The organism is Edaphobacter sp. FHG110511_03, assembly GCF_059115365.1.
On sequence record NZ_JBZYWL010000006.1, the window covers coordinates 239,134 to 264,033 of the forward strand.

Below are 24,900 nucleotides of genomic sequence, written 5' to 3' on the forward strand. Positions count from 1 at the left end.
CGTCGCAGCCAAGGTTCCAAAGGATTCATGGCGGTGTGTCAGGAGATGAGCATGCAGATTTTGATCGTGGAAGATGATACGGCCTTGGGACTGTTTCTGCAGAAGGGGTTGAAGCTGGAGGGCCACGATGTCGAGTGGGTAGGGGACGGCGAGGCGGCGCTCGAACAAATGCACAAACGCAGGCCGGATCTGATGGTGCTGGACCTGAGTCTTCCTAAAAGAGACGGAATCGAGGTGCTTGAGCAAATGAAAGGGAGCTTTGACGAGACCGCAATTCTGGTGCTGACCGGAAGGAGCATGGTTGAGGAGCGGGTGAAATGCCTGAACTTGGGTGCAGACGATTGCATGCTGAAGCCATTCAGCTTTCATGAATTAACGGCGAGGTGCAGAGCCTTGCTGCGGAGGCGGGAGAGGTTTGCAGATCCCGTGCTACGCCATGGAGACGTAGAACTGAACCGGATGGAACGTCGGGTAACACGGAGCGGAATGGTGGTGGAACTGACGGGGAAAGAGTTCAGTCTGCTCGAGTATTTGATCCAGCGGCGGGAACGGTGTTGCAGCCGGGCGGAGCTACTGGAGGGTGTTTGGCAGATGTCGCCTGACGCAGGGACCAACGTGGTTGATGTTTACGTAAATTATCTAAGGAAGAAGCTGGCGGCTGTGGGTATGGAGGACGATGCGGGCCATGCCGTGATCGAGACGGTGCGCGGTGAGGGATATCGCATGAACAATAGGGCGGGGAGCGAGAAAAAGCAGCCTGGCCGAGAGCCAATCTGCACGATGAAGACTCCCTGGGCCGGGGCTCAACAGAGATAAAGGCGATGATCATCGAGAATCTTGTGGAACAAATGGATGGTTTGTTACATGCGTTATGCCAACCGCTTACGGTGTTGCAGTGCAGGCTCGCGCTTGGAGAGTTGAGCGGAGAGGCTTCGACGATGCGAGCTGCGATTGGCGAAGCCTTAGACGAGTGCGCGCGTGTGAATGAGAAGGTGGGAGCGATGCGCGAGATGTTGCAGGCGATGGAGAGACGGGGAGAAGTAGGACGATGATAAGCGAGATGGCGATTGCGAATGCGGGAATGGTGGAAGCGGGGGTGCTGTTTGGCGCGGTGTCGACGCGGAAGGTCGTGTTGGCTAGTGCAGATGCGGGATTGCGGGGGCGGCTAAAAATCTCATTGACGGGGATGCGTTGGGAGGTCTTTGAAGCCGTAGGCGGGGCGGAGGCGATGGAGCGTCTGGATGCCGTACGGCCGGAGGCGTTGTTGGTGGACAGCTGGCTTCCAGACCTCGAAGTGAGTGAGTTCGCAGGTCAGATTCGTATGCTGTATCCAGCTGTGGAGTTGATGCGGATGGATGGAAGCGCGGATGGACAAGTTCGTAGTCCCCGGCGCAATGAACTGCTACATGCCCTGCGCGAGGCCCAAGGCATGCAGGGCAATGATACCGCGGCATGGAACGTAGCTCCCACTATGGTGCCATCTACGCCGCGGATCATCGAGAGAGATCTGGCGCGCACGTCTGTGACGGTGGCGATGTTACCGGAGATGATTGGCGAGAGCGTTGCGATGCGCGAGCTGGCGCGACTAATCCGGCTGGTAGCGCCACGCTCAACGACCGTACTGATCGAAGGTGAAACGGGTTCGGGAAAAGAGGTGGTAGCGAAGGCGATTCATCGTCTGAGCGATCGTGCAAACAAGCCTTTTGCCGTCCTGAATTGCGCGGCGATTCCGGAGGCTCTGCTGGAGGCAGAGCTGTTCGGGCATACTCGGGGAGCGTTTACCGGAGCAGTACAGTCGCGTACTGGACGGATTGAAGCAGCACATGGAGGGACATTGTTTCTCGACGAGATTGGAGAGATGCCCTTGGCCCTCCAGGCAAAGATGCTGCGCTTTCTAGAGTGCGGCGAACTGCAACGCGTGGGCGACAACGAGACGACGCGCGTAGATGTGAGGGTGATCGCAGCGACCCACCAACCGCTGGAGAAGCGAGCCAGCGAGGGGGCTTTTCGATTAGATCTTTATCACCGGCTGGCCGTGTTTCCTATTGAAGTTCCGGCGTTGCGTGAGCGCATGGAAGACCTGAGCCTTCTAGCCGAATATATCCTCGCGAAATTAGGAGAGCGTATGCCGCGCAAGAGGTTGAGGGAAAACGCGGCGGAACAACTCCGGGAACACACCTGGCCGGGGAATGTTCGTGAGCTGATGCATGTGCTGGAGCGCGCGGCGATTTTGGCCGGTGATAACATGGAAATTGGCATCGAAGAGATTCGCTATCGGCGGACACCAAGATAAAAACGTAAACAAATAGTCGATTGATTCAATCGCTTAGAGCGCTCTCATCTGAGGGCGCTTTTTTTTGGCGCGTGGGGTGCATAAGAGTAGGTGGAGGCCTTGCCAATGCAGGTAACGACACCTTTGAGCAATGCGCTGACGCGCTACCTGGACCTGACGACGGAGCAGCTTAAATTGACGGCTGAAAATATGGCGAACGTGGACACGCCCGGCTACAAGACCAAGGGCTTCGACTTTGAGCACGAATTTGCTCGCCAGATGAATTTGTCGAATGCATCTGGACAGGTTGAGGGGCAGGAGGCGGAGGTAGGCGGCCTGGTTTCACGGCCAGATGGCAATAACGTCTCGATGGATCGCGAAGGTGTGCAACTGGCGAAGGCGCAACTGCAGTTCAAGCTGGGCGTACAGCTCTTGAAGAACGAGTACTCGACGGTAATGAGTGCGATTCATGCGGAGGCGAAGTAAGAATGAATCTCTTCGGAGTGATGGATGTGAGCTCTTCGGCGCTAAAAGCCGAGAGAGTGCGAGCCGAGGTAGTGGCTTCGAATATGGCGAACGCGGAGACGACAAGAACGCCTGAGGGCGGCCCCTATCAGCGGCATCATGTAGTCTTTGCGGCCGAAGGTGAAGGAGAATTTCAACATTCGCTGGTAAGTCATCTTGTCGGCAATGGTCTTCCTTCGTTGAATGGCGCGAGCTTGTCGCGCGGAGGGCTGACGGCTGCGACCGACACTCCGGGAGGAGTTGCGGTGACGGGAGTGATCGCCGATGGAAGCTCGCCCTTACGCCGGTACGATCCGCAGCACCCAGATGCGGGAGCAGACGGATATGTGTCCTACCCCGACATCAATCCGCTGACTGAGATGGTGGACCTGATGGGAGCGACGCGGTCGTATGGTATGAACGCGTCAGCGGTGCAGGCAGAGAAGAATATGGTGTCTTCATCGTTGGAGATTCTGAAGTAATTGGTATTTTGATTTTTATCTTTGAGGTGCAGGGATGAGTGACATTTTGACGGGAAATAGAGTTTCTGCTGTGAACGAGTTCAGCTCAATGGCAGGCCAGAGCTCGAGCATGGCAAAGAGCACGGATCAAAAAAACGGGACAGAGACGCCGTTCGCGGGGTTGCTGCAGTCGATGGTACAGCAGACCGCAGCGCTCGATCACCAGGCTTCGGCAACGGTGAGCGGGTTGCTGAGTGGGCAAGGCGTGGACATTCACCAAGCGATGATTGCAACTCAGAAGGCTGATATGGCCTTTGAGTTGGCCCTTCAGGTCAGAAATAAGGCTGTGGGAGCATATCAGCAGATGATGGGCATGCAGTTTTAGAGCGATGTTCGAAAGAGGTTAGAGGAGATCTCCTCTGCCGTGTTGGTAGTAAGAAGGATCGACAAACGCTTTTGAGCTTCGTTCGAAGAGCCTCCCTGGCGGCGATTCGTTGCCTCAATGAGACATTCGGACTTCCGATGCCAATATTGCGAAAGCTGTGGGGACACCACCACTCTGGAACGGATGAGAGCGAGCGGACGGAATGGTTGAGACAGAGCAGGAAGAGAAGACAGGGTTGCAACGGACGGAACCGGTACTGGTGAATCCAGGTAGCGGCGTTGCGGCCAGGGCAACTGCGATAGCCTCGACGCTGCGCGACAGGATCATGTCGCTTCCCTCGGGCAAGCGGACATGGCTGATGGCGTCGGCGGCGTTTCTCGCAGCCATGGTGATGGCGATGGTGTGGTACGCGGGCCGTAGAGACTGGAAACCGTTGTTTACAGGACTCGATGGCAAAGACGTCCAGCAGGTCTCGCAGGAACTGGCTGCGGCCGGGATACCTTACCAGATGACTCAGGATGGCGGGGCGATCGAGGTGCCGGCTGAGATGCTGGACAAAGCGCGTATGGAGATTGCGACGAAGGGTATGCCGCAGACAGGGCGGCTTGGTTTTGAACTGTTCGATAAACCGAACTGGGTGGGCAGTGAATTCGATGAGCGAGTGAACTATCAGAGAGCGCTCGAAGGGGAACTGGAGCATACGATCAGTACGCTGGGGGTGGTGCGGTCTGCGAGAGTCCACCTGGTTCTGCCAAAGCAATCCTTGTTTACCAGCGAAGAGCGAGCGGCGAAGGCTTCGGTTGTGCTAAAGCTGAAGCGTTCTTCTCTGGGCGAGGAGCAAGCGGATGCGATTCGCAGTCTAGTAGCTGGAGCCGTAGAGAATCTTAGCCCGGACGATGTAAATCTGGTGGACGCGGATGGCCGCGCGAATTTGAAGCCGAGATCCAAGAATTCCGTTGCTGCGGATGTGGAACAGGAAATGGAGGCGAAGCTGGTAGCGATGTTAGAGCCGCTGGCAGGACACGACAACGTTCGCGCGACGGTCAATGTTAGTTACGAGCAGGGAAATGAAGAGCGGACAGACGAGATTTATGACCCGAATCAATCGGCGGCATTGACTTTGCAGAAGAGCGAACAGGTCTCCGAACAAGCGCAAAGAGGCACCGGGGTTCCGGGGACGGCAAGCAACTCGCCGGCGGGAGCCCCGGCAGGAGCCGTACAGGGTTCGCAAGCCGCCGCAGCGCCAGGAACTCCTCCACTGCTGCAGAAGGAATCGTTGCCGGTATATCCGCAACAGGGAGCGGGCGCCGGACAGAGTCTTCGCGAGGAGAACGGAACCTACGGGGTGACCAAGCATGTGGTGCATATTGAAGAAGGCCCGGGGCGGGTTCGCAGGATCACTGCAGCTGTCGTGGTGAACGATCGAAGCTTGATAGAAGGCGCGGGTAAAGCGCAGCACATGATATGGAAGCCGCGAAGCGCCGATGAGATGCGACGGCTGGAACAACTGGCCCAAGCGGCAGTGGGATTCGACTTGAAACGTGGCGACCAAGTAGTGGTCGAAAATGTGGGTTTCAGCTCAAACTCGCCGGAGGCCCGCCCACCAGTGATGGAACAGGTGATGGAGCAAGCCCGTATGCTGTCACGGACGCAGCCAGGACTGGCTAAGACAATGATGCTTGGCATCTGCGTGGTTTTGCTTGTGCTGTGCGTGTTGCGACCGATGGGACGGCAGATCGCGGAGACACTGCGTCAACCCGCACTGCTGCCCGCGGGAGTCGATACGGCAAGTCTCGAGATGGGAATGGATGCGGATCAACTTGGTGGGAAGGCGGTGTCGCCGTTGACACTTCCGGGGAAGACAAAAGAGCAGATGCAGCATCAGGGAGTCTTTGAGCAGGTTGCTGAGCATATCCGGCGTGAACCGGTGCAGAGCACGCGGTTGTTAGAAGCATGGATCGGCTCGTCGGAGGAGATGGATTGATGGCGGAGCGTGGACAAAGAGGAAACGTCCCGGCAGCACAACGGCTTCCATTGATGCTTCCGGAGTCATCGGGGTTCGAGCCATTCGAAGGATCCGGCCTCCGAAAGGCCGCAATTCTGATGGTAGCGTTGGGAGACGAATTGGCCAAGACGCTGTTTCAAAGCCTTTCGGAGAGCGATGTGCACCGCGTGACCGAAGAGATTACGCGGCTGGGAGAGATAAAAGCACAGCAGCTTACCCAGGTGCTGACAGAATTCTATGGTCTGCTCGAAACCCAGCAATACATGGTTCGTGGTGGTCCAGAGTATGCGCTCCGTGTGCTCACCGAGGCCTTCGGATCTTCAAAGGCAGAAGCTTTACTGGCGCAAGTGAAACGCATTCGCGAGCGGGCAAACGGAGACATGGCGGTTCTGCAGAAGATGGATCCTCAGCAGTTGAGCAAGTTTCTGGAGAACGAGCATCCACAGACAATCGCGCTGGTACTGGCACACGTAGATGCGAAGCGAGGGGCGCTGATTCTGATGCAGATGCTGCCGACGATGCGCGTGGACGTGGTAAAGCGGTTGGCGGAGATGAGGCAGTTTTCGCCGGAGATGGCGCAAAAGGTCGCACTGGTACTGCATCAGCGCATGGAGGGTATGGGAAGCGGGGGACGGAAGTCCTATTCAGGCTTCAAGGCTGTGGCCGAGTTGCTTAACCGAGTGGATCAGACCGCGAGCAAAGTGATTCTTGAAGAGATCGAACACGAGGAGCCGAAACTGGCGATCGGAATTCGAAATCTGATGTTCACCTTTGAGGACCTGCTTACAGTTCCGGCTGAGAGCATTCGCGAATTTGTTGCTGCGGCTGACAAGAGGGTTCTCGCGATGGCGCTGAAGGGAGGACGAGAGAACCTGAAGGCACACCTGTTCAAGGCGATGAGTTCACGCGCGGTCGAGATGCTGAAGGAAGACATGGACGTAATGGGGCCGGTACGGATGAAGGATGTCGGGATTGCGCAGCAGGAACTGCTGGCGCTGGCTCGTCAGCTGGAGAGTGAAGGCAGAATGATGCTGAAGATGGGAGCAGACGATGATCTCGCCATTTGAAGCAACCCTGGAAGGAGAAACCCGGAGCCTTCGCGCCGTGTATCCGCTTGAGTTTAAGAATTTGAATGAGTTTTCGGTGGAAGAGACGGTCGACGCTATTCCAGAGCAGTCGATCCCAGAGAGAGAGGGCGAAGAAGTGGATGCTCTCGCTCAAATGGAGACGCATCTGTGCTCGCAGGTGGAGAACGGCCAAAGACAGGCCGATGCTATACGAGAAGAGGCCCGGGCTGAGGTCCGTGAAGAGATGCTGCTTGAGTTTGAAGAGAAGACAGCATCCGAACGGGAGTCAGTAGCGAAGATCTGCGAGCAATTTTCCAGAGAACGTACTCGATACTTCGCGGCAGTAGAAGTTGAAGTTGTTCGTCTTGCGTTAGCAATAGCCGCGCGTGTACTGCATCGGGAGATCGCGATGGATCCCTTTCTGCTGCAGGGAGTTGTGAAGGTTGCGCTTGAGAAGATGCAGGAGAGTGATGCGGTTACGTTTCGCGTACCTGAAGAACAGGTAGAGAAGTGGGGCCGTCTCCTTTCTGATGGAAGCAAAGGCGAAGTGGTGGTCACTGGTGACAGCCGATTGCGAGCTGGAGAGTGTGTATTTGAGACGACGGTCGGACGAGTGGATCTGGGAGTGAAAGCTCAGATGGAAGAGATTGAAAAGGGATTTTTTGATCTGTTGCAGCAGAGGCCGGCATGATGATTGCCAATGTCCAGAAGGAAGAAGGAAGATTATTGCTGCCGTATTTCGCCCGATTGGAGCGAGGACCATCGTGGCGCTGGAGCGGTCGTGTCGTTGAGGCAAATGGCCAGACGGTAGAGTCCGAGGGGCCGTTGTGTTCGGTGGGGGAATGCTGTGAGATTCTCGACTCAGGGGGAACGCGGCATCGTGGCGAAGTAATCGGATTTCGTGGACGCAACGTTCTTGCCATGCCCCTGGAAGCGACACGCGGGATCAGGTACGGAGATGCTTTGTACGCCACTGGGATGACACCGGGTATTGCGGTGGGCGAGGACATGGAAGGAAGGATCCTGGATTCGTTGGGAATACCACTCGATGGTCTCCCGGGCCCTAGAACGCGCGAATTATGGCCGTTGGACGGTATGATTCCGCACCCGATGGAACGGGTTCCGATCAAGAAGCAGATGAGCACGGGTGTACGAGTACTGGATGGAATGCTAACAGTGGGACGCGGCCAAAGGATTGGTATCTTCGGTGGATCGGGAGTGGGAAAGAGCACGCTGATTGGAATGATGACGCGGAATACGGCCGCCGATCTTACCGTGGTAGGGCTGGTAGGAGAACGTGGCCGCGAAGTGCGAGAGTTTGTCGAAGATTCGCTCGGGGAGGAGGGGATGCGACGCGCCGTTGTGTTGGTGTCGAGCTCAGACCAGAGCCCCTTGTTGCGAATGCGTGCGGCGCTTGCTGCTACCGCGGTCGCAGAGTTCTATGCTGCTCAAGGTAAGCACGTGTTGTTGGTATTGGATTCGTTGACGCGTTATGCGATGGCGGCTCGCGAGGTTGGCCTGGCCGCGGGAGAACCTCCAGCTACAAAGGGCTATACACCATCCGTGTTCACGCGGCTGGCGAAGCTGGTGGAACGAGCCGGAAACTTCAAACGTGGAAGCATCACGGCCTTCTATACAGTTTTGATGGAGGGCGATGATCAACAGGATCCAGTCGTCGATTCAGTGCGATCGTTTGTGGATGGGCACGTGGTTCTGTCACGATCGATGGCGTCAGCAGGATGGTATCCACCGGTGAACGTTCTCGATTCACTGAGCCGACTTATGCCAGCCGTAGTGAGCGATGAACATAAGAGGCAGGCGGCTTTGATGCGAAGACTTCTCGCGGCGCATGCTCGGTCGGAAGATCTAATCCGGATTGGAGCCTACAAGCAGGGAGCTGATGAGGAGCTTGACCGCGCGATGCGCGCGATGCCGATGATACGAGGTTTCCTCGAACAGGAAATCCAGGAAAGCATCGTTTTTGAGGAGACGGTGGAGCGACTGACGGCGATGGTGCTTTAGCGATGCAGCGGCTGATGGCATTACGGCGACTCGGCGCGGTATATGAACTGATTGAGGAGATTCACTCGATCGAAGCACGCATGGCCACTGCGGAGGTTAGCGAGGCTGAGATGGCGATCCATGCGGAGGCCGATATCTTGCATCTGGCCTGGCATAAGGAACGCGAAGCGATGAGCGCGCAGGATCGTCTCGGACGATCGGCAATGACGGCGCGGGAAGAGGTGGCGATCCGCAAGAAAGAACAGCTGCAGCCGATTTTAGAGAGACGAAGAGAGACCCGCGAGTTGGCGCAGGCTCGGCATATCGCGAGCAGGCTGTGGAGCGAACGCATGCAAACGTTGATAGACGGTGAAACTGAGCGGATTGCAGTTTTGCAGGAAAAGCTGGCGCAGGCTGCTTCCGATGATCGTTTTCTGGCCCAGAGATGGGGCAGGAAGCTGAGAGCAGACCTTTAGTAGGGGAGAGATGAATCTCTTCTAAGGAACTGGATCGCGATTTGGCAACGCAAATGCATTTTTCAAGAAAGGAGCGAGCGAGATGAAGATTGCGAGATTCATCAGGCCGGAAGAGACGCATGGGGTGCTTGTGCCCGGACTTTTGGGGGCTACCAACACGCAAAGCGTGTCGTTTGCCGAAGGTTTTGGAAATAGCATAACCTCCGCTGAAGAAAAAGAGGTACTTTCCGGAGGAAAATGCTTAATTCCTGCAAAGACGAGCGAGACAGAAGTAGGGAAGAATGGGTGGCCGGAGAACCCTTTCGTGACCCAGGCAGGTAAGGACAACATATCAAGCGGGACGATGCATATTGTCTCAGAGATGGCGAAGAACATTTCTGCAAACGCGGAGCGCGTGGTTGAGGGGATTCCATCGAAAGAAGAGGGAACTGGATCTGAATCTTCGGAAGGCATCTCGGCCGAAATAACGAAAAGGATTGTTTCCGGGCTGGAGGATCCACTTGCGTCCACTCAAAAACGAGGGGCTGTACTGGAGGGGCAGGATGAAACTTCGACAGAGAAGGAACTCATAACGTCTGAAGGCAAGATTTCTGATATCACGACAGAAGTCTTGAATGTCTTGCAAACCAGGGTGAGCAGCAGTTCCAAGGAAGAGGCAGGTTCCCGAACTGAGGAAGGTAAAGATGGTGCGAAGATCCGAAGAGAGAACACGCCACACAAACTGGTGGAGAAGGGAAATAACAAGCATTCCATTGCGAAGAAGCAAGAAGAAGGTATACAGACTGTAACGGTTACGCCAACATTAGAGGCGATCCTCGTAGCAACAGTTTCGCGGGAAAAGATGCCCCAGCAGCCGGCGATAGGCATTGCTGAAACTGTTGCACCAGGTAAGAATTCATCGATTGCCCCAGTTGTCGCTCCGAGCCGAGCAGGACGAACCAATTTGGGGAAGATGCAGACTGCAGGAGCTGCAGAATCTTCTTCCGTGTCGGCAAAAGAAAATGGGGCGATCACGAAGCGATCGACGCCTGTCGATCCTGCGCCGAAAGAGTCTGGTCCCGAACCGCACGAGGCAAAACCGGCTGCGGCGCAGAGAGCGATAGCAGACGGCGGCTCCGCTCATCAAACCGAGAGCGTGCATACAGCTCTGATGGAAGCTTCAGGGGGTGTCGCCTCGGCTGTGACGCATGTTCAACATCACCTATCGACTATTTCACCAATCGAGAAAGCCGCGCCAAGCACTGCGCACATGGTGAGCACGCAGAGCGGTGCCGAACCTAAGGCCCCGAACTTCTACACCGCGGACGAGTATAAGACTCTTTCAGCGAGTTCGACAACGTTAGAGGTTGGACTTCCAAATGGAACTCATGGATGGTTGAAGGTCCGAGCTGAGCTGGCCGACGACGGAGGAGTTCACGCCTCTGTGACGTCGAACTCCTCCGAGGGGACGGAGATGCTGCGGCGCGAACTCCCTTCACTGACGAACTACCTGCATCAGGAACAGGTTCCAGTCAGTTCGGTTGTTATCCATATGCCTTCAGGGGATATGGGCCTTTCGAATTTCTCCGGAGGAACTGGACAGAATCATGAGGCGGGTAGGGGCTCGGCTGAGGGGAACCCCAGTCACCAGAGTCCTGCCGCAATGAGCAGAAATGATGAGGGCGCCAGGCGGGGAGTCTCAGAAGAAGATGGCGGAGCCGGTTGGCCGTCGTTTGGGTATGCAAGGGCCGGCGGTTGGCTCAGCGTACGTGCCTAAACAAACCTGTTGTGAGATGGAGGAAAAGATGGATCTATCGCAGTTGAGTTCTCTTGTAGGACAAGGAAAGGCAGCAGACCGAGTCGCTACGGCACTGGTGCCGAAAGCGCGGCAGGACGTTAGTGCAAAGGATGAAAGCACGGGTAGCGGATCGGGAGAAGGTGGAACCGATAATTCTACGATTACCTCGAACGATTTTTTGACTCTGCTAGTCACGGAGTTGAAGAACCAGGATCCTACGCAGCCTACAGATCCGAACGCTTATATCCAACAACTGGTAGGCGTGAATAGCTTGCAGCAGCTAATTCAAATTAATCAAGGGCTGGGAAGTCTTGAAGACACTTTAGATGGTGCGATTACGGGCTAACGGACGTGGTCGTTGACAGGGAGCATTTACGCACGATGATCGGGCGTGAAATAGAGCAGACGTTATTGGGAGCTTCTGCGAAGGGATTCACTAAAGGAGAGAACGATGGGATCTTTTTCAATTGCATTAAGCGGCCTGCAGGCCGATACGACTTCCCTGAACACCATTGGGAACAATCTGGCGAACCTGAACACAACCGCCTATAAGCAGCAGGGGACTACGTTTGAGGATCTGTTTTATCAGCAGATCGGAACCTCAGGCTCGAATAACCCTCTGCAAGTCGGTGTAGGTACGCGCGTCTCGGGAACTGCAACCGACTTTACCCAAGGCACGCTCCTGCCAACGGGAGGGTCGGAGAACATGGCGCTGAGTGGTAACGGCTTCTTTGTCGTGAATCAGAATGGCGTTCAGCAATTGACACGGGCAGGGGACTTTCAACTTTCTCAACAAGGCGACTTGACCACTAAAGATGGCGCGAATGTGATGGGATATCCGGCAAACAACGGCGTAGTGGATGTAAATGCAGGACTGGTTCCGATCGAACTTCCTGTCGGTGTGACGCAAGCGGCGCAAGCAACTCAGAATATTTCAATTACCGCAAATCTTAACGCAGGAGCGGATGTGGGTACGGCGTTTACGACGCCGGTGAAGATTTACGACTCGCTCGGCAACAGCCATGCCCTTACCGTCACCTATACCAAGACGGCACAGAATGAGTGGAGCTATAGCGTAGGAATGCCTTCAGGAGACGCGGCAGGAACTCCTACGAACAACACAGGTACACTTACTTTTGATTCAAACGGAAACCTGACGTCTCCAACCGGGACCATCAGCGGGATTACTTTTCCCGGGCTAACCGATGGAGCCAGTGATTTGAGCTTTGATTGGAATCTTGCCACTGGCGGCAGCCCCACAATCACACAGACTACTGCTCCATCGACAACCGGCGCGGCCCCGCAGGACGGCTATGCTAGCGGAAACTATTCGGGGTTTACGGTGGACCAGAACGGAGTGGTGACTGCAAAGTTTGATAACAACCATACCCAGGTAATCGGGCAAGTCGCTGTGGCTTCAGTGACGAACACCCAAGGTTTAGTGAGGGTTGGGAACAATAGCTTCGAGACTACGGCAGCTTCGGGCGACGCAGTGGTCGGATCGGCGGGAACTGGAGGGCGCGGAACGATTGAAGATTCGACACTTGAGCAGTCGAACGTCGATATCTCGACTGAGTTCGCCAACCTGATTGTGGCACAACGCTCGTTTGAGGCGAATTCAAAGACGATTACAACCTTTGATTCGCTTACGCAGGCAACTTTGGGCATGATCCGCTAACAAAGGGTGCATAAAAAAGAAGTGCTAGGGGGCGGCTTTGGCCGCCCTCTTTTCTGTGCGATTTATTCCTATTGTGAAAATTCCCTAATCGAGGATCGGTCGTGGACGGCCCGACGATTGCATAAGAAAGAGACATCATGGCTACTACTCCTCCTGTAATCCAGGCAAAGATTACATCCGATCCGGTGAAGCTTCCTATTGTGCCTTTAATGATTGCGGTTGCACTTGGTGTCGTCGTTGCGACCATCGCAGTTGGTGGCCTCGTGTATTACCTGCTCCGCTCGGGCAAGGTCCCGCTCCGAGCGACCAGCGCCGCTCCGGCACCCGCCGTCGCTTCGATCAAAACGCACATGGTTTCACTGGAGCCCCTACTGGTTAATCTGGCGGACAACTCTGGAAGCGCTTTTCTGCGAGTCGGTCTGACGCTGCAAATTGCTGAGCCCTCGGGTGAAAGCGGAAAAGAGAGCAAGAGCGCAGAGGTAAAACCCTCAGCCAAAGATGCCGACGCCTCAGTGCGCGACACGGCGCTCACGGTCATGGGAGAGGAAACCTCGGAGCATTTACTGGCTTCGGGAGGGAAGGACCGCCTAAAAAAAGAGCTAAAGATGGCATTGGCTGATCACAATCCCGAGATCAAGGTCGTAGATCTGTTCTTTACCGAATTTCTGGTGCAGCGCTAAGAGAGAGTGCAGGAGAGACAGATGGGCGAAAATGAGTTGGCAAAACTGGAATCTATCATGCCCGCGAACTCGCAGGAGACCGTCGTACCGGCTGTGACAGCAGCACGCCCGTGGGTGATGCGGATTGAAGAACATGGTTTGTGGTCGCCGCTATCGCGGATGACTGTAGCCACAGCAGCGGGAATTCCTTTGAGTGGTTTCAAGATCGGGGATCTGCTGCGATTGGCTCCAGGACAAATTGTAGAGAGCAAATGGTCGCATACAGATGATATTCCGCTGAAGGCTGGCCGCGTTCAAGTTGCGTGGACGGAGTTCGAAGTTGTGGATCAGCACCTGATGGTGCGCCTGACGCGATTGGCATAGCCAAGATACGGAATTAGGGGAGTTGGGATGCGAAGTTCGATCTGGACAAGAGGGACGACAACAAACGTCGGTCACCCTGGTCTTGCAGAGATGTTATTGCGATTGTGGGCTGATCGGCGCGTAGCAAAAACTGAACGAGAACGCGAGATAGAACTGGTAGAGATTCTATCGCTTGGAGGGCGCCGTCAGTTGATGCTGATTCGCTGCGCCGGCGAGCGATTTCTCGTGGGAGGCAGTCTGGATCGAATTGAGACGATGGTGAAGCTTGAAAGCGGAGATCCTAGATTTGCACGTAAGGGTAGCACATGCGAGTAAGAGGTGTGACCGCAGGTCTTCTATTGTGGCTGGGGCTGTACGGGTCCATGCTCTCTGCACAGACAGGAGCTCTTGGAGCTAACCGAAAGGAATCCTTCTCCAATAAGCATCAACCTGCGGTACGGGCAGCCCATACGGAGGCGACTAAAGCGGCTGACAAGTTATCCCTGCATAAGATCTCGCCATCAAAGCCCGAGATCGTGACCCTGCACGCGAAGGAATCGATTGAAGATGCGATGAACGTTAGCCATAGCGTGCCATGGTCGATTGTTCTCGGGCTCACCTTGCTGACTCTAATCCCGGCGCTACTGCTGTCGGTTACGCCTCTGGTGCGGTTGCTAGTGGTCTTTCATTTTTTGAGGCAAGCCTTGGGAACACAGACCGCGCCTTCGAACCAGGTGCTGATGGGACTGGCATTGATGATGACCTGGTTCCTGATGACACCGGTTTTGTTACAGGTAGAGCAGCAGGCGGTGACACCATATCGCGCGGGGACAATCTCAGGGGAAGAGGCCATGAGCCGGGGTCTTCAGCCGGTCAAACAATACATGTTGCGATACGCACGCGAGAAAGACCTCACTGTCTTCGCTTCGGCGGGAATGAGCGCACGTCCGCAGACCAAGGATGATCTTCCGGTCCAGGTGGTTGTACCCGCCTACATTTTGAGCGAGCTGAAAGCTGGCTTCCAAATCGGCGCAGTGCTGTTTCTTCCATTTCTGCTGGTGGACCTGGTGGTAGCAAGCGTAACTACTTCGATCGGCATGATGCAGCTTCCACCAGTGGTGATCTCTACGCCGCTGAAGATTCTGTTGTTCGTGATGGTCGATGGATGGAATCTGCTTGCGGATCAGTTAATCAAGAGTTTTTGACGCATGGAGTGATACGAGATGGGACCTGACCAGACAGTCGAGATGATGCGCAGGCTGCTTGTAGAGGCGCTGCTACTGAGTGCACCGTTACTGTTCAGCGCTTGCCTGATAAGCCTGTTGGTGAGCCTCGTTCAGACGCTCACCGGCGTGCAGGAGCAGACGCTGACAGCAGTTCCTCGATTAGTAGTGGTTTTTGGCGTAGCTATGCTTGCGTTGCCATGGATGATCCACCGGATGGTGGCCTACTCCATTCATCTGTTTCAGGACTTCCACCGGTATCTGGGGTAGAGATGAGCGAATTGACGACAACGAATATGGCTGACTGGCCGCAATTTCTCACAACTGCGGTACTGGTAATGATTCGTGTGAGTGGTTTACTGGTTTTTGCCCCACTCTTTTCCTCTGCTGCAATAGCACCGCGGATTAAAGCCGGCTTTGTCTTTGCACTCACGATACTACTGGCACCAGTGGTGGTTGCCGTGCCCGATGCGAGGCCATCGCTGGACATGATGGGAGTGCTGGGGGAATTGGGCGTCGGGTTGGTCTTCGGATTGACCTTGATGATGCTCAATGAAGCCTTGCTATTTGCCGGAACTTTGCTCGGAATGCAGTTCAGTTTCTCTCTTGTAAATCTGCTTGACCCCAACTCAAAGATCGAGACGCCGGTGCTGGGCCAGATGCTGAGCTGGATCGGGCTGCTGGTTCTGATGGGAGCGGGGTTGGACCGGACGTTGCTGGCGGCTATAGTCCGCAGCTTCCGATCTGTGCCAGTGGGTCACGCGATGATTCAAGCCGGGACGGGATTCGCGGTTGCCGGGATGGCAGGAGGGATCTTTCTTGCAGGTTTGCAATTGGCCGCGCCGGTGATCGCGGCCGCCATGGTAGTGGAGATCACCGTCGCATTGATCAGCCGGATGGCTCCTCAGCTTCCGGCGATGGTGCTGGGAATTCCCCTGAAGACGCTGGTGTCTTTCGGGGTTTTGATTGGCAGCCTTGCGTTGTGGCCGGGATGGATCGAAGGACACTTCACGGCTCTTTTGGACACCGCAGGAAAGTTGATCGCGCACACATGAGCGGACAGGCGACAGAACAGGCAACTCCACAACGAAAGAAGAAGGCGAAAGAGAGGGGAGATGGAGTTCGCAGTCGTGAATTGCTTTCAGCGATGGCCATGCTGGGAGGCGTGCTGATGCTGGGAGCGACGGCGCATGGGTTTTCCGGTAGCTGGGGGAAGGTGTATCTCGAAAGTCTACGTTCGGCTGGAGTCGGCGAAATGAGCGGCGAGCGCGGATGGACCGAGACCGTACGAAACGTGATTCAGCCCGCATTCTTGCCGGTTGGTTTGGTACTGACTGCAAGCTTCGGATGCGCGCTAATAGCAGGCGTGGGGCAGGCTGGCGGAGTACAGATTTATCCCAATGCGATTGAGCCGAAGTTTTCGCGTCTTAACCCTGCGACAAATATTAAAAACCTGTTCAGCCTGCGACAGGCAATGCGTCTGGTGAAATCGTTGGTTCCTGCGACTGTCATGGTTGCGTTAGGGTGGAGCACTTTGAAGGCGAATATGTTGTCGATGCCGGCGATGAGCATGGTGCGGCTTCCATCAACCTTTTCAAGCGCCTATCGTCTCGCCCTCGATGCGGCCTGGTTGATGCTCGGCTGGTCTGCTCTGGACTACGCAATTGAGTGGAGAAGCTGGAACGAGCGGCTGAAGATGAGCAAGCAGGAGATTCGGCAAGAACTGAAGGAATCGATGGGAAACCCTGAAATCAAAGGAAAGATCCGACAGATTCAGCATGCGATGCGGAGGCGTAAGGTGAAGGCCGACATGAGCCGTGCCAGTGTCGTGATCACGAATCCCACGCACTATGCAGTCGCACTGGAATTTAGCTTTGAGACGATGCAGGCGCCGGTGGTTCTGGCCAAAGGACGCGATCTGTTTGCCGCCGAGATTCGAGAAGAAGCAAAGTGGGCGGGCGTCCCGATTATCGAAAATCCTCCGCTGGCGCGGAGTCTCTACAAGATGGTCGAGCCAGGACATTCGATTCCGTTTGAGCTGTATTCGGCGGTCGCAGGAATTCTGGCCTATCTCTACAGACAGAAGGTGGAAGAGCGGATGCGTAGACAGCGACAAGCACAACAGGCAATACCGCCGATGAAGCGTTATCCCGCTTCTATGGCTGCGGAAATACATAGTGCTGGAGGTGGGATGTGAGCGAACGAAAGACTGCGGGCGGATGGTCGCTCGCCAAGTTGCAAGGAATCTTTTTGCCGGTTGCGGCGATCAGCGTTGTCTTTGTAATGCTTATCCCCATCCCTAGCTTCGTATTGGATCTATTGCTGGCGGCTTCGATTACCGCGTCGGTGATCGTGTTTCTTACCGCAGTGCAGGTGCGGCGCGCAGTCGACTTCTCGGTCTTTCCGACACTGCTTCTTCTGCTGACTCTGTTTCGGCTGTCGTTGAATCTTGCGTCGAGCAGAAGAATTTTGCTGCATGGCCATGAGGGGACGGCGGCTGCGGGCTCGGTCATCGAGGCATTCGGCCAGTTCGTAGTCGGCGGCAACTACGTTGTAGGTTTTGTTCTCTTCCTCGCATTAATTGCAATCCAATTTCTTGTAGTGAGCCATGGCGCAGTAAGAACTGCGGAGGTTACGGCGCGGTTCACTCTGGACGCTCTTCCGGGCAAGCAGATGGCGATCGATGCCGACATGAACGCCGGCCTGATCGACGAGCAGCAGGCCCGCAAGCGCAGGCAGGCGATCGCCCGCGAGGCTGAATTCTATGGCGCGATGGACGGCGCGGCGCGCTTCAACCAACGCGACTCAATGGCAACGATTTTGATCACTGTAATCAATATCGTTGCCGGCCTTCTGATCGGGGTGATCCAGCAGGGGGCAGACCTTGCAACAGCGGTGAAGACGTATACCATTTTGACGGTAGGTGATGGCCTTGTAACGATGATCCCGAGTCTCCTGGTCTCCGTGGCCGGAGGGATGGTGTTGACGCGAGCCTCCTCCGCCGGGGCTCTCGACCAGGAATTAGGAACGCAGTTGTTGAAGGGGCGGAACACGTTGTGGATCGCCTGCGGCGTACTGGTCACCCTTGCGCTGATTCCGGGCTTGCCGAAGATGGCATTTATATTGATGGCGATTGGTGTAGCGCTCATAGCCCGAAGACTCCCTGCAGGACAGTCTCAGGTAGCAGATGTCGAGATAGATGAGGCGTCTGCGGGCAAGGCGAAAAACATCGCGGTGACGGGTGGAGAAAACCTTGCTTCGTTATTGAAGATCGATGAATTAACCCTCGAGATCGGATTCCAATTGATTCCGCTGGTGGACGAGAAGCAGAGCGGTCAGATGCTGAATAGAGTTCGCGCGCTTCGTCGACATCTCGCAACGGAGCTTGGCTTCATCGTCCCTTCCGTCCACATCACCGATAATCTCCGGCTGAAACCTCGCGAGTACGTAGTGAGCTTGCGCGGCGTGGAGATCGCACGCTGGCAGACAGAGCAGAATTGTCTTCTGGCCGTCAATGCGGATCCGAAGGCAAGGCCGCTTCCAGGTATAGAGACCAAGGAGCCAGCGTTTGGTGTTAGCGCACGTTGGATCCAGCCTGGGCTCGAAGAACAGGCGTTGGCGGCTGGTTACTCGGTCGTCGATCAAACGACGGTGATCGGAACCCACCTGGGTGAGCTGATTCGGCGTCATGCGCATGAATTGCTTGGACGGCAGGAGGTAAAGCGCCTGCTGGATAGCATCAGCGAGAGTCATCCAAAGCTCGTCGAAGAACTTGTTCCGAAGCTGATGTCGCTCGGCGAGGTGCAACGGGTTCTGCAGCAACTGCTGCGCGAGCAGGTCTCGATCCGAGACATGGGAGCAATTCTCGAGGCGTTAGTGGAATCGGCACCGCAATCCAAGAACTTGGTTCATCTTGTAGAAGCCGTCAGACAGTCTTTTGGCCGTGGGCTGGTGCATTCGTTGCTCGATAGAGAGGGTGAACTCAAGGTGTTAATGCTGGAACAGGCGATCGAGAGCGAGCTGATCGGCGCCTTCGACCCGCAAAGCGCAGGCATGTTGCTCGGGGATGGATCTCGCACCTCCGGAATGCCATCGGATTTTCTCCGTCGGCTTGTGGATTCTGTGAAGCGGCTAACCGTTGCGGGCGCTGGATCGGCCCTTCCCGTGCTCCTATGTCCGAGTCCGGCGCGCTATCACGTACGGCGTTGGCTGGAACCTTTTCTTCCCAAAATGACCGTTCTTTCGCCGATGGAGATCCCTCCGGAGGTGAGGGTGAGGAGCATAGGCACGGTTGGCTGAGCGGCAGGCAGGAGCAGGGCGATTTTAGACGTGGGAGGCGACGATGAACGCAGGACGATCAATACCGCTAGGGATGCTTGAGGCGGAGGTATGTGCTGGTGGACCACGATGGTTTGGAAATGGAGGCGAGGAGGCCGGGACGATGCCTGCTGAGAAGCCGTTTACGGAGCAAGCACTGAACGCTAGCCACTCGACAGAAGCGGAAGTTGCGAACAAAAGAGACCTGTTGCTGATGGAGCATCTTCCCACAGTTCGGTACATTGCCCGCCGTATCCATGAACGGCTACCGCAACATGTAGACCTCGATGACTTGGTTTCGGCAGGCGTTGTTGGCTTGATGGATGCGTTCTCAAAGTTCGATCATGGCAAGAAGGTTCAGTTTAAAAGCTACGCGCAGTTCCGGATCCGAGGTGCAATTCTCGATTCACTGAGAACGCTGGACTGGAGCCCACGTGAGTTGAGACGCAAAGGAAGGGCCGTTGAAGAAGCAATCCGTACCGTAACACAGAGGCTGCGGGGCGCTCCTTCGGAGCAGGAGATCGCCTCGGAGATGAAGCTGACGCTGGCTGAATATCAGCAGTTGCTGGGGGACCTGAAAGGGCTGGAGATCGGAAGTCTGCACATGGAGCGATCTGAGGACTCGGGCGATGAAGAGTTGGCCTATATTCCTGGATCTCCAGAGGAAGATCCATTGTTCCGCTGTTTGAAAGGCGAAATGAAACAGAGGCTGACCGATGCGATCGAAGACCTTCCCGAGAAAGAACGCATGGTCCTGACGCTTTACTACTATGAAGAATTGACGATGAAGGAGATCGGCCTGACGCTCGGCGTAGTCGAATCGCGCGTGTCTCAGATTCATTCCTCGGCGGTGCTCAGACTGCGAAGCTCGCTTGGCGGAGTACGAACTCAGCGGCGGTAATGAGCAGAAGAATGGAAGGAACACAGCACACCGGAACGTGATAGTTCAGGCTAATGTTCAATTGTACTTTTGAAGGGGAAATATGGAAAAAAATCTGGGGCAGGATGACATTGATGCTCTATTTGCTGCTGCGAACGCCTCGGCAAAGCCGCTCAAGGTCGAGGCGGATAAAGGGCCGGAGAAGTATGTCTTCAGTCGTGCAGGTCAGATTAGCAATGATCAGATGAGGGCTATCACAACGGTGAACGATTTGTTTGCGAGGAACCTGATGCACTCGATGGGAGCTTGGCTTCGCATGCCGTTCCGCGTAAAGCTTGTCGCCGGCGAACAGCTGCCCTTCAGCGAGTTCCTGGAGAGGCTCTCCGCTATGGCATACATCTGTTCACTGCGATTGGAGCCGCTGGGAGCGGTGGGGCTGTTGGAGGTCGACCTGGCTCTGGTCGCCCCGGTAGTGGACGTTCTGCTGGGTGGTGTGGGGCATGCGGCAGAGAAACGTGAGCTGACCGATATTGAAGAAGCCATCATGCGGGCGGTCATTGAAATGATCGTGCAGGAGCTGACATCCGCATGGCAGGCAGTGGGGTTGGAGTTTGCGTTTGAAAAACGCGAGACTGAGGCGCAGGCTGCTCGGACGATGACACTTGCGGAGAAGACACTCTGCGTAAGTTTTGAGGTGAGGATGCCCGAGGTACAGGGGGTGGTTAATCTGTGTCTGCCCGCTGTGGTGCTGAATGCGATTCTGCGAAGACTCATTGCTGAGGGCGACCGCCCTCGACGCAGATCGAAGGAGTCAGCTATACGGATGCGTGAGCTGATGGCTGAGTCCAAGGTAGAGGTACTGCTGCAGCTTCCGGCGATACGCGTCCGTGCCAGTGAAGTAGCAACATTGGAAAAGGGAACTGTGCTTCGTCTGATGGTGCCGCGATATGAAACCCCAGATCTGATCATAGGAGGACTGGCAATGGGCAAAGCTCAACCTGTACGTTGCGGAGAACATCGCAGTGCCAAGGTGGAGAACCTGTTCCACGGGGCAGGTACGCAGACGCCATCAAATTCGGTTTCAGAACCGCTGGTGAATTAGGGGGAGTGAGATGGAACAAGCCGTAAGTGAATCTGGGAATGCAGGGATTGAATCAAAGATGGATTTGTTGTGCGACATCGACCTGGACGCGACACTTCGATTCGGGGCTCGGGAGATGGCCCTGCATGAAGTGTTGGAACTCGGTCCTGGAAACGTGGTCGAACTCAACCGGCATGTAGCCGAACCGGTTGATCTGGTAGTGGGAGACAGAATCGTTGCGCGCGGAGAGGTCGTCGTCCTTAATGGCAATTTTGCTCTGCGTGTGACCGAAGTAGCCACTCCGCAACTGCGGTTGGAGAGCATACGATGCTTTTTCTAGGGAAGAAAACCGAGCCAAGGCTGGACTTTTTACAGACTTCGTCCCAAGGAAACCCGTTCGCACGGGTTGAGGACAACTATCGACCGTCGAATGTTGCGCGTCTTACACCGGGGACGATACAGGGGCCTAGGACATGTTCCAATATTCAGTGCACAGCAATGTGGACGGCACCTTGGCGAAGCCGGAAACGTCCTGTTTTTGAGGAACAGTGGGGCTGTAGCGGTCGATGTGTCCTTGAGATGGTGCGAGCGGCGGTGCAGCGTGAAGTCGGAAATGGTATGGAAAATGCCCCGGTACGACACCGACATCGGGTTCCGCTTGGTCTTCTGCTGCTGGCACAAGGCTGGATTACCCCTCTACAACTGCAATATGCTCTGGATGTCCAACGCGAACACGGTGGGCGCATCGGAGAGGTGCTTGTGGCTCAGTGCGATGTGGATCCTGATCGGATCACGCGAGCCTTGAGCCTGCAGTGGAGTTGCCCAGTGCTGAGCGCCAGTGGTTTCTCTCCACGAGAGATGGCATTCGTAGCCCCAAGAACCTTCGTGGAGCAGCTTGGCCTGTTGCCGGTCAGAGTAGCGGGATCGCGGATCCTCTACCTTGGTTTTGAGGATCGCCTGGATGCCTCGGCTGCGCTGGCGCTGGAGCAGATGTCGGGGCTTATCGTCGAGAGTGGCTTGATGAAGACACGAGAATATGAATCGGCTCGCCTCGCTTTTTTGGAAAGCGATGCCGTAGAGCTCAAGGAAGAATCCTATGGAGAGGCCGATGCCATGGCTGCGAGGATCACAGCGATCCTGGAGCAAAAACAACCAGTGGCCTCGAAGCTGGTTCGCGTCCACCGTTATTACTGGCTGCGTCTCTGGTTGGAGGCTGCAGCCCACCGATCGCAGGAAAGATTAGCGCGTAACGGCGAAGACATGCTCGATTACATATTTACGATAGGAAAATGAACAGAAAAGAATTGTCCTGGTCCGTAGCCAACTGGCGAAAAGTATTTTCTCTTCACTGATGTGGCAAAGAGGACAACATAAGCAGCTTCGTTTCCGAATCTATCGCTGCGAAAGATTCACATCAGCTGAGGTGTCAGCAATGGTCTGCGCGGCGGAGACACTCCGGGCCGCTGGAGCCGAATTGGATTGAGAAGGTCCGAGGCCGAGCTTAATGATGGCGCGAGAATCCGGCATCAACTTGGTTTGCCAACCGTTCTCGGCCTGAAATTTTTGCATAGCTGTTTCAGTAGCTGAATCCCAATGACCACTGGGTTCAGTCATATAACCAGAGCGAACAAGAGCCTGTTGAATCTCGATGGCTCTATTATCGTCGATCGAGCGCTGCCCTGTGTGTTTCGCCGGTGGCTTGGATTGCTTGGTTGTCGTTGATTTGTGATGACTACGGGTCTTGGCAACACAGGGAGTAAGTGCAGTTGCAAGAAGTAAAACGAAGCTTGGGAGTCGGCCTGGCCGCATTAGATAGAAACCTCGCGCTACAGCGTTGGGGGGCAGAGTACCGTTCGTTTCTGCCGAACTCTAGGGTTTAGGGTATCTCGAGGGAATTGAGGATGCAAGAAAAAGGTTGCCCCAAAATGTACCCGCTTCCAGTACGGGAAAACTAGAAGGGAAGGTAAATTTTCGAGGGGGCGGTTCTCTGAACCGCCCCCTCATAGAGGGGCCAGTTATGGAAGGGTTCCCCCAACGTAGGAGTTTCCACCGTCTTTCCGCATCGGAGAGTGGATGACGAAGACTACGTCATCCTTGGACTTTAGGGCAGTGACGACGGTTCTATAGGAGGCTTCATCGTTCACCGGCTGCTTATTGATTTCGGTGATGATGGCTCCTTTGGCTAGCCCGATTTCATCGGCAAAAGAGCCAGGACGTACGGTTGTAACGATTACGCCTTTGCTGATCCCGGTCTTCTGGGCCACAGCTGGAGGAATCGTTGAAACCGTGATGCCGAGCTTACTCTGTCCAGCGTCGGACTCCTGCGGAGTATTGTCATCGTCGTTGTTGTCACCAGCAAGGTCGGCGTAGGTCTTTGCTCTGTCTCCGATTGTCACGCTGGCAGTGCCGGGTTTACCGTCACGAAGATAACCGAGCTTGACAGCGCTCCCAACCTTACGGGCTGAGATATCGTTGACGAGGTCATCGCCATCCTTGATTTGACGGCCTTCGATGGAGACGATCACGTCACCCGGCTGAATGCCGGCCTTTGCAGCGCCTCCATTAGGAGTAACCGTAGAGACAATAATTCCATTCTTGAAGCCGTAGATTCGTCCAACCGCGGAACTGGTCGAAGACTGAAAGCTGATGCCGATAGAACCGCGAACAACCTTATGTTCCGGACCAATCAGCATGTTGTAGACATTCGCGATGATGTTCGACGGCATGGCGAAGCCGACACCCTGCGAACCCATGGATTGAGTGTAGATGGCGGTGTTCATACCAATAACGTCACCATCCATATCGACCAGCGGCCCCCCCGAATTGCCGGGATTGATCGCGGCATCGGTCTGAATAAACCGTTGGAATTGTGACTGCGAAATACCGGAGGGAGAGGGCTCATCAATGGATCGGTTCTTAGCCGAGACGATACCGGCCGAGACTGTCTGCGAGAGACCGAAAGGACTTCCAACTGCAAGCACCCAATCTCCTACCAACGCGCTATCGGAGTTGCCAAGCTTGACCGTGGGCAGCGGTTTGTCCGAATCAATTTTGATGACGGCGATATCGGTATCCTTGTCGACGCCGATCACCTTGGCTGGGCGGCCTTCTGATTCTGGACCACCGTCGGGATCGGTCGACAGTTTGACATAGATCTTATCGGCCTTATCGACCACGTGATTGTTCGTGATGATGTAGCCTCGAGCGTCGACGATGAAACCGGAACCAAGAGCACGGCGTTCACCCCCCATGGGACCACCGTCGCCATCGTCGTCTCCACCCCCCGGATTGCCGAAGAAGCGGTTGAAGAAGTCCTGCATGTCACCCTGCTGGTCGTCATCGCCGCCGGGAGGGGTCTGAGGAACCGGACCACGCTGGGTGCCACGACGGCCACGGCGATTTTGGGACTGTTTGGGAAGCGATTCGGTATTGATATTTACTACGGCAGGACCAACCTCTTTGGCGATCTGCGAGAAGCCATTGGAAAGCGTCTTCGCCGAGGGAATAACCAACTGCTTCGCGTCGGATGTGTCGGGCGCCTGTTCTTTACCGCTGACGCCACGCGTAATCACCGAGCCGACGAGAATGCCGGCGGACAGAGTGGCCAGAAGGGCGAAGGTCGTAGTGAGACGATGGCTGCGCATACGCTCGAGCCAGTTCGTGAACTTGCTTGTCGGTGTATCCATCAATAAATCGAACCTCTTTCGTGTGCTTCCTGTCCGTCACGGATGGACGGTATCTGCGAAGAGTT

Annotated in this window: 28 protein-coding genes; 26 read left to right on the forward strand and 2 right to left on the reverse strand. The window is 55.4% G+C overall.

Annotated elements, in window-relative coordinates:
- Positions 1-51 precede the first annotated feature (51 nt).
- The 26 genes from AC5S26_RS23420 to AC5S26_RS23545 all read left to right on the forward strand — a co-directional run bounded on the left by AC5S26_RS23420 (position 52) and on the right by AC5S26_RS23545 (position 22,442).
- The gene (locus AC5S26_RS23420) at positions 52-816 is read left to right on the forward strand and encodes a response regulator transcription factor (RefSeq protein WP_494187369.1); all 765 of its coding nucleotides are present in this window, start codon (positions 52-54) and stop codon (positions 814-816) included.
- Between the two features lie 5 nt (positions 817-821).
- Entirely contained in the window at positions 822-1,052 is a 231-nt protein-coding gene (locus AC5S26_RS23425; RefSeq protein WP_494187370.1) for a hypothetical protein, read from the forward strand.
- Positions 1,049-2,293 carry a sigma-54 dependent transcriptional regulator gene (locus tag AC5S26_RS23430; RefSeq protein ID WP_494187371.1) on the forward strand — a complete coding sequence of 415 codons (1,245 nt, stop codon included), beginning with the start codon at positions 1,049-1,051 and terminating at the stop codon, positions 2,291-2,293. The genes AC5S26_RS23425 and AC5S26_RS23430 overlap by 4 nt, the downstream gene beginning before the upstream one ends.
- Positions 2,294-2,398: 105 nt before the next feature.
- A complete protein-coding gene (gene flgB / locus AC5S26_RS23435) occupies positions 2,399-2,758 on the forward strand; it encodes a flagellar basal body rod protein FlgB (RefSeq protein WP_494187372.1) in 360 nt (119 codons plus the stop codon).
- 2 nt (positions 2,759-2,760) lie between these two features.
- On the forward strand, positions 2,761-3,258 hold the full coding sequence (gene flgC / locus AC5S26_RS23440) for a flagellar basal body rod protein FlgC (RefSeq protein WP_494187373.1): 498 nt from the start codon (positions 2,761-2,763) through the stop codon (positions 3,256-3,258).
- 34 nt (positions 3,259-3,292) lie between these two features.
- Positions 3,293-3,622: a flagellar hook-basal body complex protein FliE gene (gene fliE, locus AC5S26_RS23445; protein ID WP_494187374.1), complete on the forward strand. Its 330-nt coding sequence runs from the start codon at positions 3,293-3,295 to the stop codon at positions 3,620-3,622.
- 202 nt (positions 3,623-3,824) lie between these two features.
- Positions 3,825-5,606 carry a flagellar basal-body MS-ring/collar protein FliF gene (gene fliF / locus AC5S26_RS23450; RefSeq protein ID WP_494187375.1) on the forward strand — a complete coding sequence of 594 codons (1,782 nt, stop codon included), beginning with the start codon at positions 3,825-3,827 and terminating at the stop codon, positions 5,604-5,606.
- Positions 5,606-6,694, forward strand: coding sequence for a flagellar motor switch protein FliG (fliG, locus tag AC5S26_RS23455; RefSeq protein ID WP_494187376.1), 1,089 nt, complete (start codon positions 5,606-5,608; stop codon positions 6,692-6,694). Before fliF ends, fliG begins: the two co-directional genes overlap by 1 nt.
- A complete protein-coding gene (locus tag AC5S26_RS23460; RefSeq protein WP_494187377.1) occupies positions 6,678-7,385 on the forward strand; it encodes a FliH/SctL family protein in 708 nt (235 codons plus the stop codon). The genes fliG and AC5S26_RS23460 overlap by 17 nt, the downstream gene beginning before the upstream one ends.
- A complete protein-coding gene (locus AC5S26_RS23465) occupies positions 7,382-8,716 on the forward strand; it encodes a FliI/YscN family ATPase (protein ID WP_494187378.1) in 1,335 nt (444 codons plus the stop codon). Before AC5S26_RS23460 ends, AC5S26_RS23465 begins: the two co-directional genes overlap by 4 nt.
- A 14-nt stretch (positions 8,717-8,730) precedes the next feature.
- Positions 8,731-9,171: a hypothetical protein gene (locus AC5S26_RS23470; RefSeq protein WP_494187379.1), complete on the forward strand. Its 441-nt coding sequence runs from the start codon at positions 8,731-8,733 to the stop codon at positions 9,169-9,171.
- Between the two features lie 82 nt (positions 9,172-9,253).
- Complete coding sequence (locus AC5S26_RS23475; protein WP_494187380.1) at positions 9,254-10,927, forward strand: hypothetical protein; 1,674 nt, start codon at positions 9,254-9,256, stop codon at positions 10,925-10,927.
- 28 nt (positions 10,928-10,955) lie between these two features.
- Positions 10,956-11,294, forward strand: coding sequence for a flagellar hook assembly protein FlgD (locus tag AC5S26_RS23480; protein ID WP_494187381.1), 339 nt, complete (start codon positions 10,956-10,958; stop codon positions 11,292-11,294).
- Positions 11,295-11,399: 105 nt separating this feature from the next.
- The gene (locus AC5S26_RS23485; protein ID WP_494187382.1) at positions 11,400-12,626 is read left to right on the forward strand and encodes a flagellar hook protein FlgE; all 1,227 of its coding nucleotides are present in this window, start codon (positions 11,400-11,402) and stop codon (positions 12,624-12,626) included.
- A 137-nt stretch (positions 12,627-12,763) separates the two neighbouring features.
- Positions 12,764-13,306, forward strand: coding sequence for a flagellar basal body-associated FliL family protein (locus tag AC5S26_RS23490; protein WP_494187383.1), 543 nt, complete (start codon positions 12,764-12,766; stop codon positions 13,304-13,306).
- 21 nt (positions 13,307-13,327) lie between these two features.
- Positions 13,328-13,669, forward strand: a complete 342-nt coding sequence (locus AC5S26_RS23495) for a FliM/FliN family flagellar motor C-terminal domain-containing protein (RefSeq protein WP_494187384.1) — start codon at positions 13,328-13,330, stop codon at positions 13,667-13,669.
- A 90-nt stretch (positions 13,670-13,759) separates the two neighbouring features.
- On the forward strand, positions 13,760-13,984 hold the full coding sequence (locus AC5S26_RS23500) for a flagellar biosynthetic protein FliO (protein ID WP_494187605.1): 225 nt from the start codon (positions 13,760-13,762) through the stop codon (positions 13,982-13,984).
- Positions 13,975-14,853: a flagellar type III secretion system pore protein FliP gene (fliP, locus tag AC5S26_RS23505; protein ID WP_494187385.1), complete on the forward strand. Its 879-nt coding sequence runs from the start codon at positions 13,975-13,977 to the stop codon at positions 14,851-14,853. The genes AC5S26_RS23500 and fliP overlap by 10 nt, the downstream gene beginning before the upstream one ends.
- Before the next feature lie 18 nt (positions 14,854-14,871).
- Positions 14,872-15,141: a flagellar biosynthetic protein FliQ gene (locus AC5S26_RS23510; RefSeq protein WP_494187386.1), complete on the forward strand. Its 270-nt coding sequence runs from the start codon at positions 14,872-14,874 to the stop codon at positions 15,139-15,141.
- A 2-nt stretch (positions 15,142-15,143) separates the two neighbouring features.
- On the forward strand, positions 15,144-15,926 hold the full coding sequence (locus AC5S26_RS23515; protein ID WP_494187387.1) for a flagellar biosynthetic protein FliR: 783 nt from the start codon (positions 15,144-15,146) through the stop codon (positions 15,924-15,926).
- Complete coding sequence (locus AC5S26_RS23520; RefSeq protein ID WP_494187388.1) at positions 15,923-17,068, forward strand: EscU/YscU/HrcU family type III secretion system export apparatus switch protein; 1,146 nt, start codon at positions 15,923-15,925, stop codon at positions 17,066-17,068. Before AC5S26_RS23515 ends, AC5S26_RS23520 begins: the two co-directional genes overlap by 4 nt.
- Positions 17,065-19,170: a flagellar biosynthesis protein FlhA gene (flhA, locus tag AC5S26_RS23525; RefSeq protein ID WP_494187389.1), complete on the forward strand. Its 2,106-nt coding sequence runs from the start codon at positions 17,065-17,067 to the stop codon at positions 19,168-19,170. Before AC5S26_RS23520 ends, flhA begins: the two co-directional genes overlap by 4 nt.
- 43 nt (positions 19,171-19,213) lie before the next feature.
- Positions 19,214-20,089 carry a FliA/WhiG family RNA polymerase sigma factor gene (locus tag AC5S26_RS23530; RefSeq protein WP_494187390.1) on the forward strand — a complete coding sequence of 292 codons (876 nt, stop codon included), beginning with the start codon at positions 19,214-19,216 and terminating at the stop codon, positions 20,087-20,089.
- An 82-nt stretch (positions 20,090-20,171) separates the two neighbouring features.
- The gene (locus tag AC5S26_RS23535) at positions 20,172-21,170 is read left to right on the forward strand and encodes a flagellar motor switch protein FliM (RefSeq protein WP_494187391.1); all 999 of its coding nucleotides are present in this window, start codon (positions 20,172-20,174) and stop codon (positions 21,168-21,170) included.
- Positions 21,171-21,180: 10 nt separating this feature from the next.
- The gene (locus AC5S26_RS23540; protein ID WP_494187392.1) at positions 21,181-21,489 is read left to right on the forward strand and encodes a FliM/FliN family flagellar motor switch protein; all 309 of its coding nucleotides are present in this window, start codon (positions 21,181-21,183) and stop codon (positions 21,487-21,489) included.
- Positions 21,490-21,767: 278 nt separating this feature from the next.
- A complete protein-coding gene (locus tag AC5S26_RS23545; RefSeq protein WP_494187393.1) occupies positions 21,768-22,442 on the forward strand; it encodes a cyclic di-GMP-binding domain-containing protein, MshE-related in 675 nt (224 codons plus the stop codon).
- A gap of 99 nt (positions 22,443-22,541) precedes the next feature.
- Here AC5S26_RS23545 and AC5S26_RS23550 read toward each other — a convergent pair whose 3' ends face one another.
- Positions 22,542-22,958, reverse strand: a complete 417-nt coding sequence (locus tag AC5S26_RS23550; RefSeq protein WP_494187394.1) for a peptidoglycan-binding protein — start codon at positions 22,956-22,958, stop codon at positions 22,542-22,544.
- Positions 22,959-23,164: 206 nt separating this feature from the next.
- Positions 23,165-24,835, reverse strand: coding sequence for a trypsin-like peptidase domain-containing protein (locus tag AC5S26_RS23555; protein WP_494187395.1), 1,671 nt, complete (start codon positions 24,833-24,835; stop codon positions 23,165-23,167).
- Positions 24,836-24,900 lie beyond the last annotated feature (65 nt).